Origin of the sequence: Thiothrix unzii, from assembly GCF_017901175.1 — a bacterium.
GTDB classification, from domain to species: domain Bacteria; phylum Pseudomonadota; class Gammaproteobacteria; order Thiotrichales; family Thiotrichaceae; genus Thiothrix; species Thiothrix unzii.
Genome location: NZ_CP072793.1, coordinates 2,492,089 through 2,505,757, shown reverse-complemented (window position 1 = coordinate 2,505,757; position 13,669 = coordinate 2,492,089). Strand labels below are relative to the sequence as shown.

General features: G+C 51.9%; 11 protein-coding genes. 8 read left to right on the top strand and 3 right to left on the bottom strand.

Annotated elements, in window-relative coordinates; genetic code table 11:
* Positions 1–130 precede the first annotated feature (130 nt).
* From J9260_RS12445 to rraA, 8 genes are all read left to right on the top strand, one after another.
* Positions 131–694, top strand: a complete 564-nt coding sequence (locus tag J9260_RS12445; RefSeq protein WP_210218065.1) for a recombinase family protein — start codon at positions 131–133, stop codon at positions 692–694.
* A 246-nt stretch (positions 695–940) separates the two neighbouring features.
* Positions 941–2,839, top strand: coding sequence for a M1 family metallopeptidase (locus J9260_RS12440; protein WP_210218064.1), 1,899 nt, complete (start codon positions 941–943; stop codon positions 2,837–2,839).
* A 25-nt stretch (positions 2,840–2,864) separates the two neighbouring features.
* Positions 2,865–4,298, top strand: coding sequence for a decarboxylating NADP(+)-dependent phosphogluconate dehydrogenase (gnd, locus tag J9260_RS12435; RefSeq protein ID WP_210218063.1), 1,434 nt, complete (start codon positions 2,865–2,867; stop codon positions 4,296–4,298).
* Positions 4,295–5,761, top strand: coding sequence for a glucose-6-phosphate dehydrogenase (zwf, locus tag J9260_RS12430; protein WP_210218062.1), 1,467 nt, complete (start codon positions 4,295–4,297; stop codon positions 5,759–5,761). The genes gnd and zwf overlap by 4 nt, the downstream gene beginning before the upstream one ends.
* On the top strand, positions 5,761–6,405 hold the full coding sequence (gene pgl / locus J9260_RS12425; RefSeq protein WP_246499427.1) for a 6-phosphogluconolactonase: 645 nt from the start codon (positions 5,761–5,763) through the stop codon (positions 6,403–6,405). Before zwf ends, pgl begins: the two co-directional genes overlap by 1 nt.
* 242 nt (positions 6,406–6,647) lie before the next feature.
* A complete protein-coding gene (gene mqo, locus J9260_RS12420) occupies positions 6,648–8,135 on the top strand; it encodes a malate dehydrogenase (quinone) (protein WP_210218060.1) in 1,488 nt (495 codons plus the stop codon).
* A gap of 209 nt (positions 8,136–8,344) precedes the next feature.
* On the top strand, positions 8,345–9,652 hold the full coding sequence (gene aceA / locus J9260_RS12415) for an isocitrate lyase (protein WP_425520118.1): 1,308 nt from the start codon (positions 8,345–8,347) through the stop codon (positions 9,650–9,652).
* A gap of 100 nt (positions 9,653–9,752) precedes the next feature.
* Positions 9,753–10,244, top strand: coding sequence for a ribonuclease E activity regulator RraA (gene rraA, locus J9260_RS12410; RefSeq protein ID WP_210218058.1), 492 nt, complete (start codon positions 9,753–9,755; stop codon positions 10,242–10,244).
* A gap of 87 nt (positions 10,245–10,331) precedes the next feature.
* Here the strand turns inward: rraA and J9260_RS12405 are convergent, their stop codons facing one another.
* From J9260_RS12405 to J9260_RS12395, 3 genes are all read right to left on the bottom strand, one after another.
* Entirely contained in the window at positions 10,332–11,924 is a 1,593-nt protein-coding gene (locus J9260_RS12405) for a TRAP transporter large permease (protein ID WP_210218057.1), read from the bottom strand.
* The gene (locus tag J9260_RS12400) at positions 11,921–12,457 is read right to left on the bottom strand and encodes a TRAP transporter small permease subunit (protein ID WP_210218056.1); all 537 of its coding nucleotides are present in this window, start codon (positions 12,455–12,457) and stop codon (positions 11,921–11,923) included. The genes J9260_RS12405 and J9260_RS12400 overlap by 4 nt, the downstream gene beginning before the upstream one ends.
* Before the next feature lie 64 nt (positions 12,458–12,521).
* Positions 12,522–13,634 carry a TRAP transporter substrate-binding protein gene (locus J9260_RS12395; protein ID WP_210218055.1) on the bottom strand — a complete coding sequence of 371 codons (1,113 nt, stop codon included), beginning with the start codon at positions 13,632–13,634 and terminating at the stop codon, positions 12,522–12,524.
* Positions 13,635–13,669 lie beyond the last annotated feature (35 nt).

Here is a 13,669-nt window from a genome sequence, read left to right as displayed (position 1 = left end):
CAATGCGGGTTACAGCGTGTCATGTATGTACTAAAAGTTGTACTAAAATAATGTTAGCTATCATCTAGGATATTTAGTACAATAAGGACAAGTTAAGTTACACTGTTGATACAACATAAGGCGGCATAATATGAAAATCGGATACGCAAGAGTTTCAAGCACCGGGCAAGACTATCAAACCCAACTCGACAAGCTGCAAGCGGCTGGATGTGAAAAAATCTTCCATGAAAAGCAAAGCGGGAAAAGTGCAGACGACCGGGCGCAACTGCAAGCGGCTTTAGAGTTTGCCCGTGAAGGTGATGTGTTCGTAATTACCAAGCTTGACCGTCTGGCGCGTTCAATGAACGACCTAACCACCATTACAAGCCAATTACAAAAGAAGGGCGTAGGGTTTGTTGTCACAGACCAGCAGATAGACACCACCACCCCAACGGGAAAGTTACTGTTCAACATTTTGGGCAGTCTGGCAGAGTTTGAACGTGACCTGATAAACGCCAGATGTGACGAAGGGCGCAAGGCGGCTAAGGCCAAGGGTGTGCAGTTTGGACGTAAACCAAAGATGACCGATGAACAGCTTGACACCCTGAAAGCAGACGTTAAGGCCGGTATTCTTTCTATGCAGGCAATCGCAGACAAATATGGTATTGCCCGCAATAGCGTTTACAGGCTGGCAGGTGCAAAAGAGGCGGCATAAGTCACGCCCCCACAATCCAAAAAGAAGCCGGGAAATACCCGGCTTTATTGTTTCTGCTGATACCGTATAACACACGGTACTTTTTTCATTAAATACCGCGTATTTTCTAATTCAGTCTTTGTAAATCAAGTGATTATGCGTCAACAATAAACGCCTCACATGCGTCCTGAATAACTTCGTATTGCCTCACTCTTACTCCCCAGAGTAGTCTTCAGCCATTGAGTTAATTCGTGGCTGGAGTATTCCGTGCACCTCTTCAAGCATTGTTGCCTGTTATTGTTGTTATGCCTGTCGCTAAATGCGGCGGCAGACACCCCGCCCGTTTTGCATCATGTATTGCAGGTAACGCCAGACCTTGCAACCGGTAGTTTACAGGTGGAAGACACCGTGAGCGTGCCGCCGAATTTGCGTACCAACGGTGAATTCGCTTTTGTGTTGGGCGATGCTTTTCAACTCGACATACCATCCGTTACTACCTCTGCTGATCATCATTACCGCATCGCACTTGCACCGGAGCAAACAACGGTGACATTGCGTTACCGTGGCAAATTAACTTCAACTCCCGATTGTGCCTGGCTGACGCAGGCGTGCGTATTGTTGAATCAGCGCGGCGTTTATCTTGATGGTGGTGCGCAATGGTATCCGCAGGCAGCAAATGCCTTACACACTTTCGAGCTGCACGTAACCTTGCCAGAGGGTTGGGTGAGCTTGAGTCAGGGTAAAGCTCTTGCGGATGGTTGGCAGGAAATGCAGCCGCAGGACAGCATTTATTTACTGGCAGGCAAATTCCACGTGTATCAGCAACAAGGCAAACATGCCAATGCGATGGTGTATTTGCAAAGCGATGATGCCGCGTTGGCGCAACGCTATTTGCAGGCAACCGAGCAGTATTTGGCGGAATATTCTGAGCTGTTGGGCGATTACCCTTATGCAAAATTTGCGACGGTCGAAAGCTTTTGGGAAACGGGTTGGGGAATGCCGTCGTTTACGTTGCTGGGTTCGCGGGTGATGCGCTTGCCGTTTATTTTGCATTCGTCGTTTCCGCATGAAATTTTGCATAACTGGTGGGGCAACGGGGTGTATGTTGATGCCAGTCAGGGCAATTGGTCGGAAGGTTTGACGGCGTATTTAGCGGATCATCGTATCAAAGCGAAAGCAGGCGAGGGGACTGAATATCGGCGGTCGACCTTGCAGAAATACGCGGCGTTTGTGGGGCAGGGCGCGGCGTTCCCGTTGCGTGAGTTTCGAGGTCGGCACGATGAAACTACTCAAGCGATTGGTTATGGTAAAGCATTAATGCTGTTTCATGAGTTGCGCCGAGAGGTGGGGGATGCGGCATTTTTTGCGGGTTTAAAGCATTTTTACCAGCGTTATCGGTTTCAATCGGCCACTTTCGGGGATTTGCTGACCGCGTTGGGGGCGGATCAGGCGTGGCAACAGCGTTGGTTAACGGGTGCGAGTGCGGCACGTTTAGCCTTGAGTGCCGTCAGCGCAACGCCACAGGCGGCAGGTTATCGGCTGCAATTTACCTTAACGCAGCAGCAAGGTGGTGAGGCGTTACCGTTGGTGATTCCGCTGCGGGTGAAGTTTGCGGATACTAAAACTGTGCCACACCAAGCGACAGTGACGATGACGCAAACCACGCAAACATTTGAGGTGATGCTCAACGAAAAGCCGCAGCAGTTGGCGATTGACCCGGATTTTGACGTATTTCGTGTGCCGGATGCGGCGGAACTTCCGGCGGCGTTAACCAGTTTATACGCGAAAACGCCAAAAACTTACGTGTTATCGCGTAAAACCGATGCAGCCATGCAGGTGGCGTGGGAGACTTGGTTGGATACCCTAAAAGCGCGTGATAAAGAGCTGAGGGTGCAATACGATGATCAGCCTTTGCCCGAAACTGGCACGTTGGTTTTTTTTGGGCGCGGTTTTTATACCTTGGCGTTGAGCTTGCGGATGGGGCAGCGGGATATTGTCTTGTTGAATGCGAGTAGCGCAACGAGCCTGAATAATTTGCTGAAGAAATTACCGCATTACGGCAAATACAGTTACGTGGTTTTTAATAGTGCCACGGGCGATAATATGGCGAAGGGACAGTGGGATGTGACGGATTCGCCGCTCATGACTACGTTCGGCAATGAATAGAAATTAAGAAAATAGGAGCACCACAATGAGCAGTATCGGTTTGATTGGCCTTGGGGTCATGGGCGCGAATCTGGCGTTAAATTTGAGCGATAAAGGTTACGCACTTAGCGTTTATAACCGCACTTTCGCGCTCACCGAGCAATTCATGGCAGTGCACGCGCAGGGGCGAGCTATCGTAGCGGCGGATAATTTACCAGAGTTTGTGGCTTCATTAACCGCGCCACGGGTGATTTTACTGATGATTACCGCTGGTCGTGCGGTGGATGCGGTGATTGCGCAGTTATTACCGTTGCTTAACCCCGGCGATATTATTATCGACGGCGGCAACTCCCATTACCCCGACAGTACGCGCCGTTGGCAGGAGCTTCGCGCTCAGGGCATTCGCTTTGTGGGCATGGGCGTTTCCGGCGGGGAAGAGGGGGCGCGTCATGGCCCGTCGCTAATGCCCGGTGGTGATGTGGAAGCGTGGCCTGTGATCCGTGAGATGTTTCAAACCGTCGCGGCGCAAGTGGATGGCGTGGCGTGTTGCCAATGGCTGGGCGAAGGCGGGGCGGGGCATTACGTTAAAATGGTGCATAACGGTATCGAATACGGCGATATGCAACTGATTGCGGAAGTTTGTCACCTGATGCGGCACGCGCTGGGGATGGATTACGCGGCAATGGCGGACACCTTCGCGCTGTGGAATCAAGGCCGTTTGGAATCGTATTTGATCGAAATCACCAGCCAACTATTACGCCACAAAGATGCTGATGGTAGCCCGTTGGTGGAGAAAATCCTCGACCGCGCAGGGCAAAAAGGCACGGGTTTGTGGACAGCGCAAGACGCTTTGGAACACGCCGTACCGCTGACGTTGATTGCCGAAGCAGTGCACGCACGGATGTTGTCAGCGCGTAAAGACGAGCGCGTGGCAGCGTCACAATTGCTGGGTAAGCCGACAGAGCCTGTGCCGGAAAACCAGCGGCAAGCTTACTTGGAAGCGTTACACGACGCGCTGTATGCCGCCAAAGTGGTGTCTTACGCGCAAGGTTTTATGTTGCTGCAAACGGCGGCGCGGCAATACGCTTGGGATTTACCTTACGGTGATATTGCTTTGTTGTGGCGAGCGGGCTGCATTATCCGCAGCCGTTTTCTGGGCGATATTAAAGCCAGCTTTGCCCGTGAACCCGTGCCGCAAAGTTTGTTGCAAGACCCGTTTTTTGCCGCCGAACTCCAACAAGCGGAAAGTGGATGGCGTAAGGCGGTGGTTTTGGCGGTGATGCAGGGTGTGCCTGCGCCAGCGTTGTCGTCGGCACTGGCGTTTTATGACGGCTACCGTTGCGCGAATGGTTCGGCGAATATTTTGCAGGCGCAACGCGATTTCTTCGGGGCGCACGGCTATCAACGGGTGGATCGTGATCCGGCGTTGCATTTCCATACGCGCTGGGGCGGGGATGGGGTGGAGGAGCAACTACCATGACCTGCGGTAATATTTCCCACGCCTACGTCATTTTTGGCGCGACAGGCAATCTTGCGACCCACAAATTATTACCTGCGTTGTACCAGTTGCATTGCCAAGGGCAGTTGGCGGCAGATGTGGAAATTTTGGGTTGTGGACGTTCGCCGTTTACCCAAGCGACTTGGCAGGCCGAAGTGCGTGCTAAGTTGGTGGGGTTAGTGGAGGGCGATGCGCACTTGGACGGCTTTATTCAGCGGCTGGATTACTTGGCGGGGAGTTTAACCGACCCCGGATTTTACCAAGCATTGCACACTTGGGTCGGCGATAACGGTTGTGAAAACAATGTGATTTTTTACCTGTCAGTCAGCCCGGATTTGTACGTGGGAGTGACGGACGGGTTGGCGAACGTGGGCTTGTTGCAGGAAACCAGCGGTTGGCGGCGCATGGTGATTGAAAAGCCGTTTGGGTACGATTTACCGTCGGCGCAGGCGTTGCAACGCAGTCTCGAACAGCACCTTAAAGAAGAACAGATTTACCGCATTGACCATTACGTGGGCAAAGCGTCGGTACAAAACTTGCTGGTATTACGCTTTGCGAATGTGATTCTCGAACCGTTGTGGAACCGTCATTACATCGACCATGTGCAAATTACCCACAGCGAAACCGTGGGCGTTGACGGGCGTGCCAGTTATTACGACCGCAGCGGCGGGGCAATGCGTGACATGATTCAAAGCCACTTGTTGCAAGTGTTGGCATTGCTGGCGATGGAACCGCCGGTGTCGCAAACCGCTGAAGCCTTACGTGATGAAAAAGTGAAAGTACTGAAGTCGATTCGCCCCGTCGATGTTTCACAACTGGCGACTCACGCGGTGCGGGCACAATACGCAGGCTATCAGCAGGAAGAGGGCGTAACCGCTGGCAGTCACACCGAAACTTACGCGGCATTGCAGTTGTACGTGGATAACTGGCGGTGGCAAGGCGTGCCGTTTTACTTGCGCACCGGCAAAGGCTTGGCGGAAAAGCGTTCGATGGTATCGGTATGTTTCAAACCCGCACCGGTTTCGTTGTTTCAGGGGCAAGGCGCGTCAGCGTTACCGAATTGGTTAATGATCGGGATTCAGCCAGAAGATGCGGTGCGTATGGAAATTACCGCGAAAGTGCCGGGTTTGGAAATGCGTACTCGCCAAATTACCATGGATGCCAGCGTCAGCAGCCCCGGTGAGCGCAAAGCCGAAGCCTATGAGGAATTATTGCTGGACGTGATTAAGGGGGATCGTGCGTTATTCCTGCGTTACGACGAAGTAACCGCCGCTTGGCAAGTGGTTGACCCAGTAATGCAAGCATGGTCACTGGATGAGCATCCGCCGTTGCAATACCCGTTAGGTAGTTGGGGGCCAAAAGCTGCTGAACGTGTTTTTGGTGACAGTCTCCGCGTTTGGCGGCATAGCTTGGCGTGCAATAACTGCTTGGCAGGGAAAGCTTGATGTTACCCCTTGATACCCGCGTATTGGCGGATGCGCAAGCCGTAGCGGAGCAAGCGTGTGCCTTGATCAGTGTGGCGGCAGCGCAAGCGATTGCCGAACGTGGGGTGTTTCGGATTGTGTTAGCCGGTGGTACAACACCGCAACGGGCTTACGCGCTGTTGGCAACGACCGCGCAGGACTGGGCGCGTTGGCAGGTGTTTTGGGGGGATGAACGCTGTGTGCCAGTAGCTGATCCGCAACGTAATTCGCAATGGCGATGGTCGGGTGCACAACATTTCCCAATTCCCTCCGAGTTGGGGGCGCAAATCGCCGCCACACAATACGCGCAAACCGTAGCGCAGTATCTGCCGTTTGATCTGGTGTTATTGGGCATGGGCGAGGACGGGCATACCGCAAGCTTGTTCCCTGGTGCTGATCTTGCGCAAGGTTTGAGCGTTGCGGTTTATCACGCACCGAAACCACCCGTCGAACGTGTCAGTTTAACCATTGAAGCTTTGCAAGCGTGCCGCCAGCAATTGGTGTTAGTGACTGGCGCGGGTAAAGCGCAGGCGGTGGCGGCATGGCGTGCCGGGGCGACGTTGCCGATTGCCGCCGCCGTGCGTGCTGATGCTTGGGTGTTATTGGATCAAGCTGCCACTTGTTGACAATCAGTATTTTGGCGTGTTGATGCGCCCAGATGTGAAAACTGCATTTTTTTATAAAAAAACTGAATAAAAACGCGACCTGCCTCGAATGCTGCAATGCCGCATCTGGTATAGGGTTTGGTTGTTTTGCTATGCAGCATTGTTGACAATTGGGCAAAAAATAATCGCTCAGCTAGTGGAAATTACCAGCATTACCGTTTTATTATCTGCACTTCCGTCATCTTGAATGTTTGAGAGTGGTTATGCTGACTAAAAATGTTGATGTATTGCTGGTTGGTGCTGGGGCAATGAGTGCGACATTAGGGGTATTGCTCAAGCAATTAAACCCGGCGTTGACAATGAGCATGGTCGAACGTTTGGATGACGTTGCGCAAGAAAGCACCAGTGGTTGGAATAATGCCGGTACTGGGCACGCCGCTTATTGCGAATTAAATTACACCCCACAAAATCCCGATGGCAGCATCAATGCCAGCAAAGCTTTTGCTATCAATGAAGCTTTTGAACAAACCTTGCAGTTTTGGACGCACTTGGTGCGCATCAAGGCTTTGCCTGAGCCACACTTTTTCATTAATCCTACGCCCCACATGAGTTTTGTTTGGGGTGAGGCGAATGTTGCGTATTTGCGCAAACGTTTTGAGGCATTGCGCGATCATCCCATGTTTGAAGGCATGGAATACAGCGAAGACCCGGCAGTATTGCAGGAATGGGTTCCTTTGGTGATGCAAGGGCGTGACCCTGCACAGCCAGTGGCAGGTACGCGAGTTAAGCACGGCTCGGATGTTAACTTTGCCGCTTTAAGCCGCAGCATGGTAGGGCATTTGCAAGCTTCTGAAGGTTTTGAACTGCTATTAAACCATAGTGTCAGCACTTTGGAAAAAGACGCAGCCGGTCATTGGCTGGTGACTTGTCAGGATACCAAAACGGCGACTAAAACCGTCTTTCAAGCTGGTTTCGTGTTTTTGGGGGCGGGCGGTGCGGCCTTACCATTGCTGCAAAAAACCCAAATTGCAGAAAGCCAAGGTTACGGCGGTTTCCCTGTCAGTGGTCAATGGTTAGTCTGCAAAAAGCCGGAAGTGGTGAAACATCATCTGGCAAAAGTCTACGGTAAAGCGTCGATTGGTGCGCCGCCGATGTCCGTACCGCATTTGGATACTCGCGTGATTGACGGTGAAAACGCGCTGTTATTCGGGCCATTTGCCGGTTTTACCACCAAGTTCTTGAAGCAAGGTTCGTTCTTTGACCTGTTTGCCTCGATTCGCCTCAATAACTTGTGGCCGATGGTGAAGGTGGGTTTGAGCAGCATGGATTTAATCCGTTACCTGATTACGGAAGTGTTGCAAACCCGTCATTCGCGTATGAAAGCATTGCGTGAGTATTTCCCCGAAGCGGTTGAAACTGATTGGGAGCTGGCTGTCGCTGGGCAGCGCGTTCAAATCATTAAAAAAGACCCTAAGCTCGGCGGCAAGCTGGAGTTCGGTACAGAAGTCGTGGCGGCGGCGGATGGTTCCGTGGCTGCATTGCTGGGGGCATCACCGGGAGCATCGGTGGCGGTTCCGGCGATGTTGCAAGTCCTTGAAAAATGCTTTCCGCAGCAAATGGCTTCGGCTGAATGGCAAAATACCTTGAAAACCATGATTCCATCTTATGGTGAATCCTTAATCACTGACACTGCGTTACTCCAACGTGTGCGTGCACAAACACTTTCCGTGTTGCGATTGAATACCCTTTAATGCTTATCAGGTTAAGTATTGGCTCAGCTAATACTTAACATTGAATAAAATTTATTGTCGACACTTTGGCGGTCGAATACTATCTAAAAACCATCAATCAACAAGATTGTTGACACATAATTGAGAGATTCGCAAAAAGCGGACACGAACTTTTTTATTTTTTACCGGTTTCGTTCACTTTTATTGATTCTGAGGAACACTACATGACTATGACTCGTGAAGCGCAAATTGCAGCTCTGGAAAAAGACTGGGCAGAAAATCCACGTTGGGCAAGCGTTAAGCGCACTTACAGTGCGGCTGACGTAGTACGCTTGCGCGGTTCTTTGCAAGTTGATCACACGCTGGCAAAGCGTGGTGCTGCCAAGCTGTGGGATCTGGTTAACGGCGGCGCGAAAAAAGGCTACGTTAACGCTTTCGGCGCGATCAGCGCAGGTCAAGCCATGCAACAAGCTAAAGCAGGTCTGGAAGCAGTTTACCTGTCCGGCTGGCAAGTTGCTGCTGATGGCAACACCTCAGAAACCATGTACCCTGACCAATCTTTGTATGCATACGATTCCGTGCCTACTATGGTTCGCCGTATCAACAACACTTTCAAGCGTGCTGACGAAATCCAATGGGGTCGTGGCATCAGCCCAACTGACGAAGGCGGTCTGGACTACTTCCTGCCTATCGTTGCTGATGCAGAAGCCGGTTTCGGCGGCGTTCTGAACGCATTTGAACTGATGAAGAACATGATCACCGCAGGCGCGGCTGGCGTTCACTTTGAAGACCAATTGGCTGCTGTTAAGAAATGCGGTCACATGGGCGGCAAAGTATTGGTTCCAACTTCTGAAGCGGTTGAAAAACTGATTTCTGCACGTTTCGCGGCTGACGTAATGGGCGTTCCTACCGTTATCTTGGCACGTACTGACGCTGAAGCAGCTAACCTGATCACTTCTGACCACGACGCAAACGACAAGCCGTTCCTGACTGGCGAGCGCACTGCTGAAGGTTTCTACCGCGTTAAGAACGGTCTGGAACAGTCCATCAGCCGTGGCGTTGCTTATGCACCTTACGCTGACATGGTGTGGTGTGAAACTGGCAAGCCTGACCTTGGCTTTGCGCGTGAATTCGCACAAGCGGTTCAAGCAGCTTGCCCAGGCCAATTGTTGTCTTACAACTGCTCACCGTCTTTCAACTGGAAGAAAAACCTGTCTGACTCACAAATCGCTTCTTTCCAAGAAGATTTGGCAGCAATGGGTTACAAATACCAGTTCATTACCTTGGCGGGTATCCACGTCAACTGGTACAACACCTTCAAGTTCGCACACGCTTACGCTCGCGGCGAAGGCATGAAGCACTACGTCAACATGGTTCAGGAACCAGAATTTGCTGCGCGTGAAGAAGGTTACACCTTCGTTTCTCACCAGCAAGAAGTTGGCGTTGGCTACTTCGATGACGTTACCACTGTTATCCAGGGCGGTTCTTCATCCGTAACAGCGTTGACTGGCTCTACTGAAGAAGAGCAATTCCATTAAGATTTGATGTTCAGACCGCACGGTTTGAATAAGTAATCTGGAAAAGCCCGACGCTAACAACGTCGGGCTTTTTAATTTCAGCCATTGCAAGGAGATTTTCATGACAGATTTCAAAACAGCCGACCTGCTCGACGACAACGAAGATAAGCCACTGCAAGTGGTACAACCGGGTTTCAATAACTACGGTGGTCGTTCTAAATTTGCAGGTGAAATTGTCACCATCAAGATTTATGAAGACAACTCACTAGTACGTGAACTGGTTGCTGAAGATGGCAAAGGCAAAGTACTGGTGGTGGATGGCGGTGGCTCTACCCGTTGTGCACTGCTGGGCGATATGCTGGCCGAAAAAGCCGTGAAAAATGGCTGGAACGGTATCGTCGTTTACGGTCTGATCCGCGATTCCGTGGATATTGGGCAGATGGATATTGGTGTAAAAGCCCTCGGCACTTTGCCGCTGAAAAGCGTCAAGCGTGGCGTGGGTTTGCGTAACGAAGTGGTGCATTTCCACGACGTGACGTTTACGCCGGGTCAATATCTGTATTCGGATGAGGACGGGATGATCGTGTCTCCCGTTGCGCTATTGGGCGAATAACGGACACGATAACGAATGATGGATGGGGTAGCGACGGGGTAGAGACGCAAAATTTTGCGTCTCTACGGTGGTGTGGTTTATCAACGGCTACTTATCCAGCTGAAAATTCAGTTCGTTACTGTCTTTTTTGGCTGGCTCTGGTGGTTTCGCCGGAGCTTGCCCATCCAGGTTAAACTGTAATTCATTGCTGCCTGAATTTGCCGCTGGTTTGCTGCTGCTTTCCATCTGGAAATTGATTTCTTGACCCTTTGGCGCAGGTGCATGACCCTTATCCAGCAAGGTTGTCACCAACCCCGGTGAGAACATCACGATCAACGTCATGATCATTTGCAGCCCGACCCACGGCAATGCGCCCCAGTAAATATCGCTACTTTTCACCTCTTTCGGCGCAACCCCGCGCAAATAGAACAGTGCAAACCCAAACGGCGGGTGCATGAATGAGGTTTGAATATTCACGCTCAAGGTAATCCCGAACCAGATCAATGCGCCGGTTGCTGCTGCCTGTTCATTGCCGCCAAAACTTGCCAGTAACACAGGGGTGAGAATCTTCTGTGCCACAGGTGCAAGCAATGGCACGAGAATAAACACAATCTCAAAAAAGTCGAGGAAGAACGCGAGGAAGAAAATAAATAAGTTGACGATCAGCATGAAACTGACCCAGCCACCGGGCAAATCCGAAAACAGGCTTTCCACCCAATGCCCGCCATCCACACCTTGGAATACTACCGAAAATGTCGTCGCGCCGATCAGAATAAAGATAACCATTGAAGTAATGCGTGCGGTATTTTTGTAGGCTTGCTTGATCAAACTCCACCATTCAGCCGTACCGCCCAACTGTTTACGCCGCAAATACGCCAGAAATACTGCCCCCATCGCGCCCATTGCGCCCGATTCGGTCGGGGTGGCGATGCCCAGCATGATCGTGCCCAACACCAAGAAAATCAGCACAGCGGTCGGAATAATGCCGCGTAAGGCTTTCTTCCACAGGGCCGAACCTTTCAGGGTAATCTCATTTTCAGGAATGCCGGGTAGCCATTCAGGTTTGATGCGTGTCAGGAAAAAGGTGTAGAGCATGAACAAGCCGATTTGCATGGCTGCCGGAATCCACGCACCCAAATACATGCTGCCCACGTCGGCACTGGCGGTCGGTGTTTTCAACTGGTCAGCCAGAATAATCAGCACCAACGAGGGTGGGACAATCTGCGCAATCGTTCCCGAAGCCGCCAATACGCCCGTGGTGTAGCGCATGTTGTAGCCATAACGCATCATCACCGGGAGTGAAATCATCGCCATCGCAATCACTTGTGCCGCGACCGTGCCAGTAATTGCGCCCAGTACAAAACTCACCAATATGACGGAATAACCCAAGCCGCCGCGTACCCGCCCAAACAATTGTCCCATCGAATCGAGCATGTCTTCGGCAAGGCGGCTACGTTCCAGCACTGCACCCATAAACGTGAAAAACGGTATCGCCAGCAACAGCTCATTGGCAATCACGCTGCCAAAAATTCGCTGCGGAATCGCCTGTAAAAAAGACAGGGTGAAAAAGCCCATTTCAATCGAAATAAAGCCAAAAAACAGCCCGACCGCCATCAGCGAAAACGCCACTGGGAAGCCGACCAGCATAAATAATACCAACCCCGCGAACATCAGCAGGGGCATCATTTCCAAAGTAATCATTGCTCTGGCCTCTCGTAGTGGGTATCAAGCTGGATCTCGCCTTTGAGCGCGGCGAAGCGTTTCACCAATTCCGACAAGCCTTGCAAGACGAGTAAAGCGAAGCCTAGCGGCAGCATGAATTTGATCGGGTAACGCGGTAATCCGCCGGAATTGCTGGAGTGTTCCATAATGTCCCACGAGGGCAAGAACAAGGTTTTCCATGACAGCCACGCGAACAAGGTGCAGGCGGGGAGCAGGAATAGCAGTAAGCCGAAAATGTCGATCCACAAGCGGGCGCGGTCGGAGACATTGCCGTAAATAATGTCAACGCGCACATGACCATTTTGCGCGAGTGTGTAAGATGCGCCCAGCATGACGGCTGCGCCGAACAAGTACCACTGCAATTCGAGTGGCCAGTTGTCGCTGATGTCTAGGCTGTAGCGGAGTAGGGCGTTGCCTGCACTGACGACGCAGGCGAGCAGAATGAGGACGTTGGCGAGTTGCCCGAACTTGGCGTTCATCGCGTCAACGGCGTGGGAGAATTTTAATAGCATGGTGAAGATACCCCCCATCCCCAGCCCTTACCCCCGCAAGGGGGGAAGGGAGTAAGAGGTTTAATTAGAGTTTTTTGGCGAACGCGAACTTGGCGTAGGATTGTTCTGCGACGCTAAACCATTGCGCTTGGTTGTTGCGGAACACTTTCCAGTCGTCGTAGATTTTCTTGAATTTGGGGTTGGATTTGGATTCTTCGTCGTAAGTTTCCAGCGTGGCTTTGAAGCAGGCTTCCATGATTTCGTCACTGAACTGGCGCAATTTCACGTCACCTTGCAGCAAGTTGGCGAGGGCTTGCGGGTTATTTGCGTCGTATTTCGCCTGCATATCGTTGTGGGCGAGTTGGCACGCGGCTTCCCATGCGGCTTTGTAGGCATCAGGCAATTTTTCCCACTGCTCTTTGTTGACGTAGAAGGAGAGTTGCGGGCCTGCTTCCCACCAACCGGGGGTGTAGTAGTTTTTGACGATTTTGGCGAAGCCGAGTTTTTCGTCGTCGTAAGGCCCGACCCATTCCGCTGCGTCAATTGTGCCTTTTTCCAGCGCGGGGTAAATTTCGCCGCCGGGTAATTGCTGCGGCACTACGCCGAGCTTGCTCAGGACGCGCCCTGCAAAGCCACCGACGCGGAATTTCAAGCCTTCCAAGTCTTTGACAGTATTGATTTCTTTGTTGAACCAGCCGCCCATCTGCACGCCGGTATTGCCGCCCATGAAATTGACGACGTTGTATTCGGCGAAGAGTTCGCGCATCAGTTTCATGCCATTGCCGTGCAACATCCACGCGGTTTGCTGGCGTGAGGTTAGGCCGAATGGCACTGCGCAATCGAAGGCGAGGGCGGGATTTTTGCCGAAGTAGTAGTAAGAGGCAGTGTGACCCGCTTCGACAGTGCCGTTTTGGATTGCGTCTAACACTTGCAAGCCGGGAACGATTTCGCCCGCTGCGAAGACTTTTATGGTGAATTTACCGCCAGTGATTTTGGAAAGGGCGGCGGCGAGTACATCGGACGCACCGAAAATGGTGTCGAGTGACTTGGGGAAGCTGGAGGTTAACCGCCAGCTAACGGTGGGTAAGTCGCTGGATGCGGCAGCTTTGGCGGCTTCTTCGGCTAATAAAGTGGCGGGTGCTGCGGCTAAGGCAACGGTGCTGGCGGCAGCGTGTTTGAAGAATGAACGGCGTTCCATGATGTCTCCTCTTGCTAAACTAACGGGTGTAAGGC

Bases quoted from the DNA above. Each gene is read 5' to 3' on its own strand.
- J9260_RS12400 (WP_210218056.1), bottom strand. From the start codon at position 12,457: ATGCTATTAAAATTCTCCCACGCCGTTGACGCGATGAACGCCAAGTTC.
- zwf (WP_210218062.1), top strand. From the start codon at position 4,295: ATGACCTGCGGTAATATTTCCCACGCCTACGTCATTTTTGGCGCGACA.
- mqo (WP_210218060.1), top strand. From the start codon at position 6,648: ATGCTGACTAAAAATGTTGATGTATTGCTGGTTGGTGCTGGGGCAATG.
- rraA (WP_210218058.1), top strand. From the start codon at position 9,753: ATGACAGATTTCAAAACAGCCGACCTGCTCGACGACAACGAAGATAAG.
- aceA (WP_425520118.1), top strand. From the start codon at position 8,345: ATGACTCGTGAAGCGCAAATTGCAGCTCTGGAAAAAGACTGGGCAGAA.
- J9260_RS12445 (WP_210218065.1), top strand. From the start codon at position 131: ATGAAAATCGGATACGCAAGAGTTTCAAGCACCGGGCAAGACTATCAA.
- pgl (WP_246499427.1), top strand. From the start codon at position 5,761: ATGTTACCCCTTGATACCCGCGTATTGGCGGATGCGCAAGCCGTAGCG.
- J9260_RS12405 (WP_210218057.1), bottom strand. From the start codon at position 11,924: ATGATTACTTTGGAAATGATGCCCCTGCTGATGTTCGCGGGGTTGGTA.
- J9260_RS12395 (WP_210218055.1), bottom strand. From the start codon at position 13,634: ATGGAACGCCGTTCATTCTTCAAACACGCTGCCGCCAGCACCGTTGCC.
- gnd (WP_210218063.1), top strand. From the start codon at position 2,865: ATGAGCAGTATCGGTTTGATTGGCCTTGGGGTCATGGGCGCGAATCTG.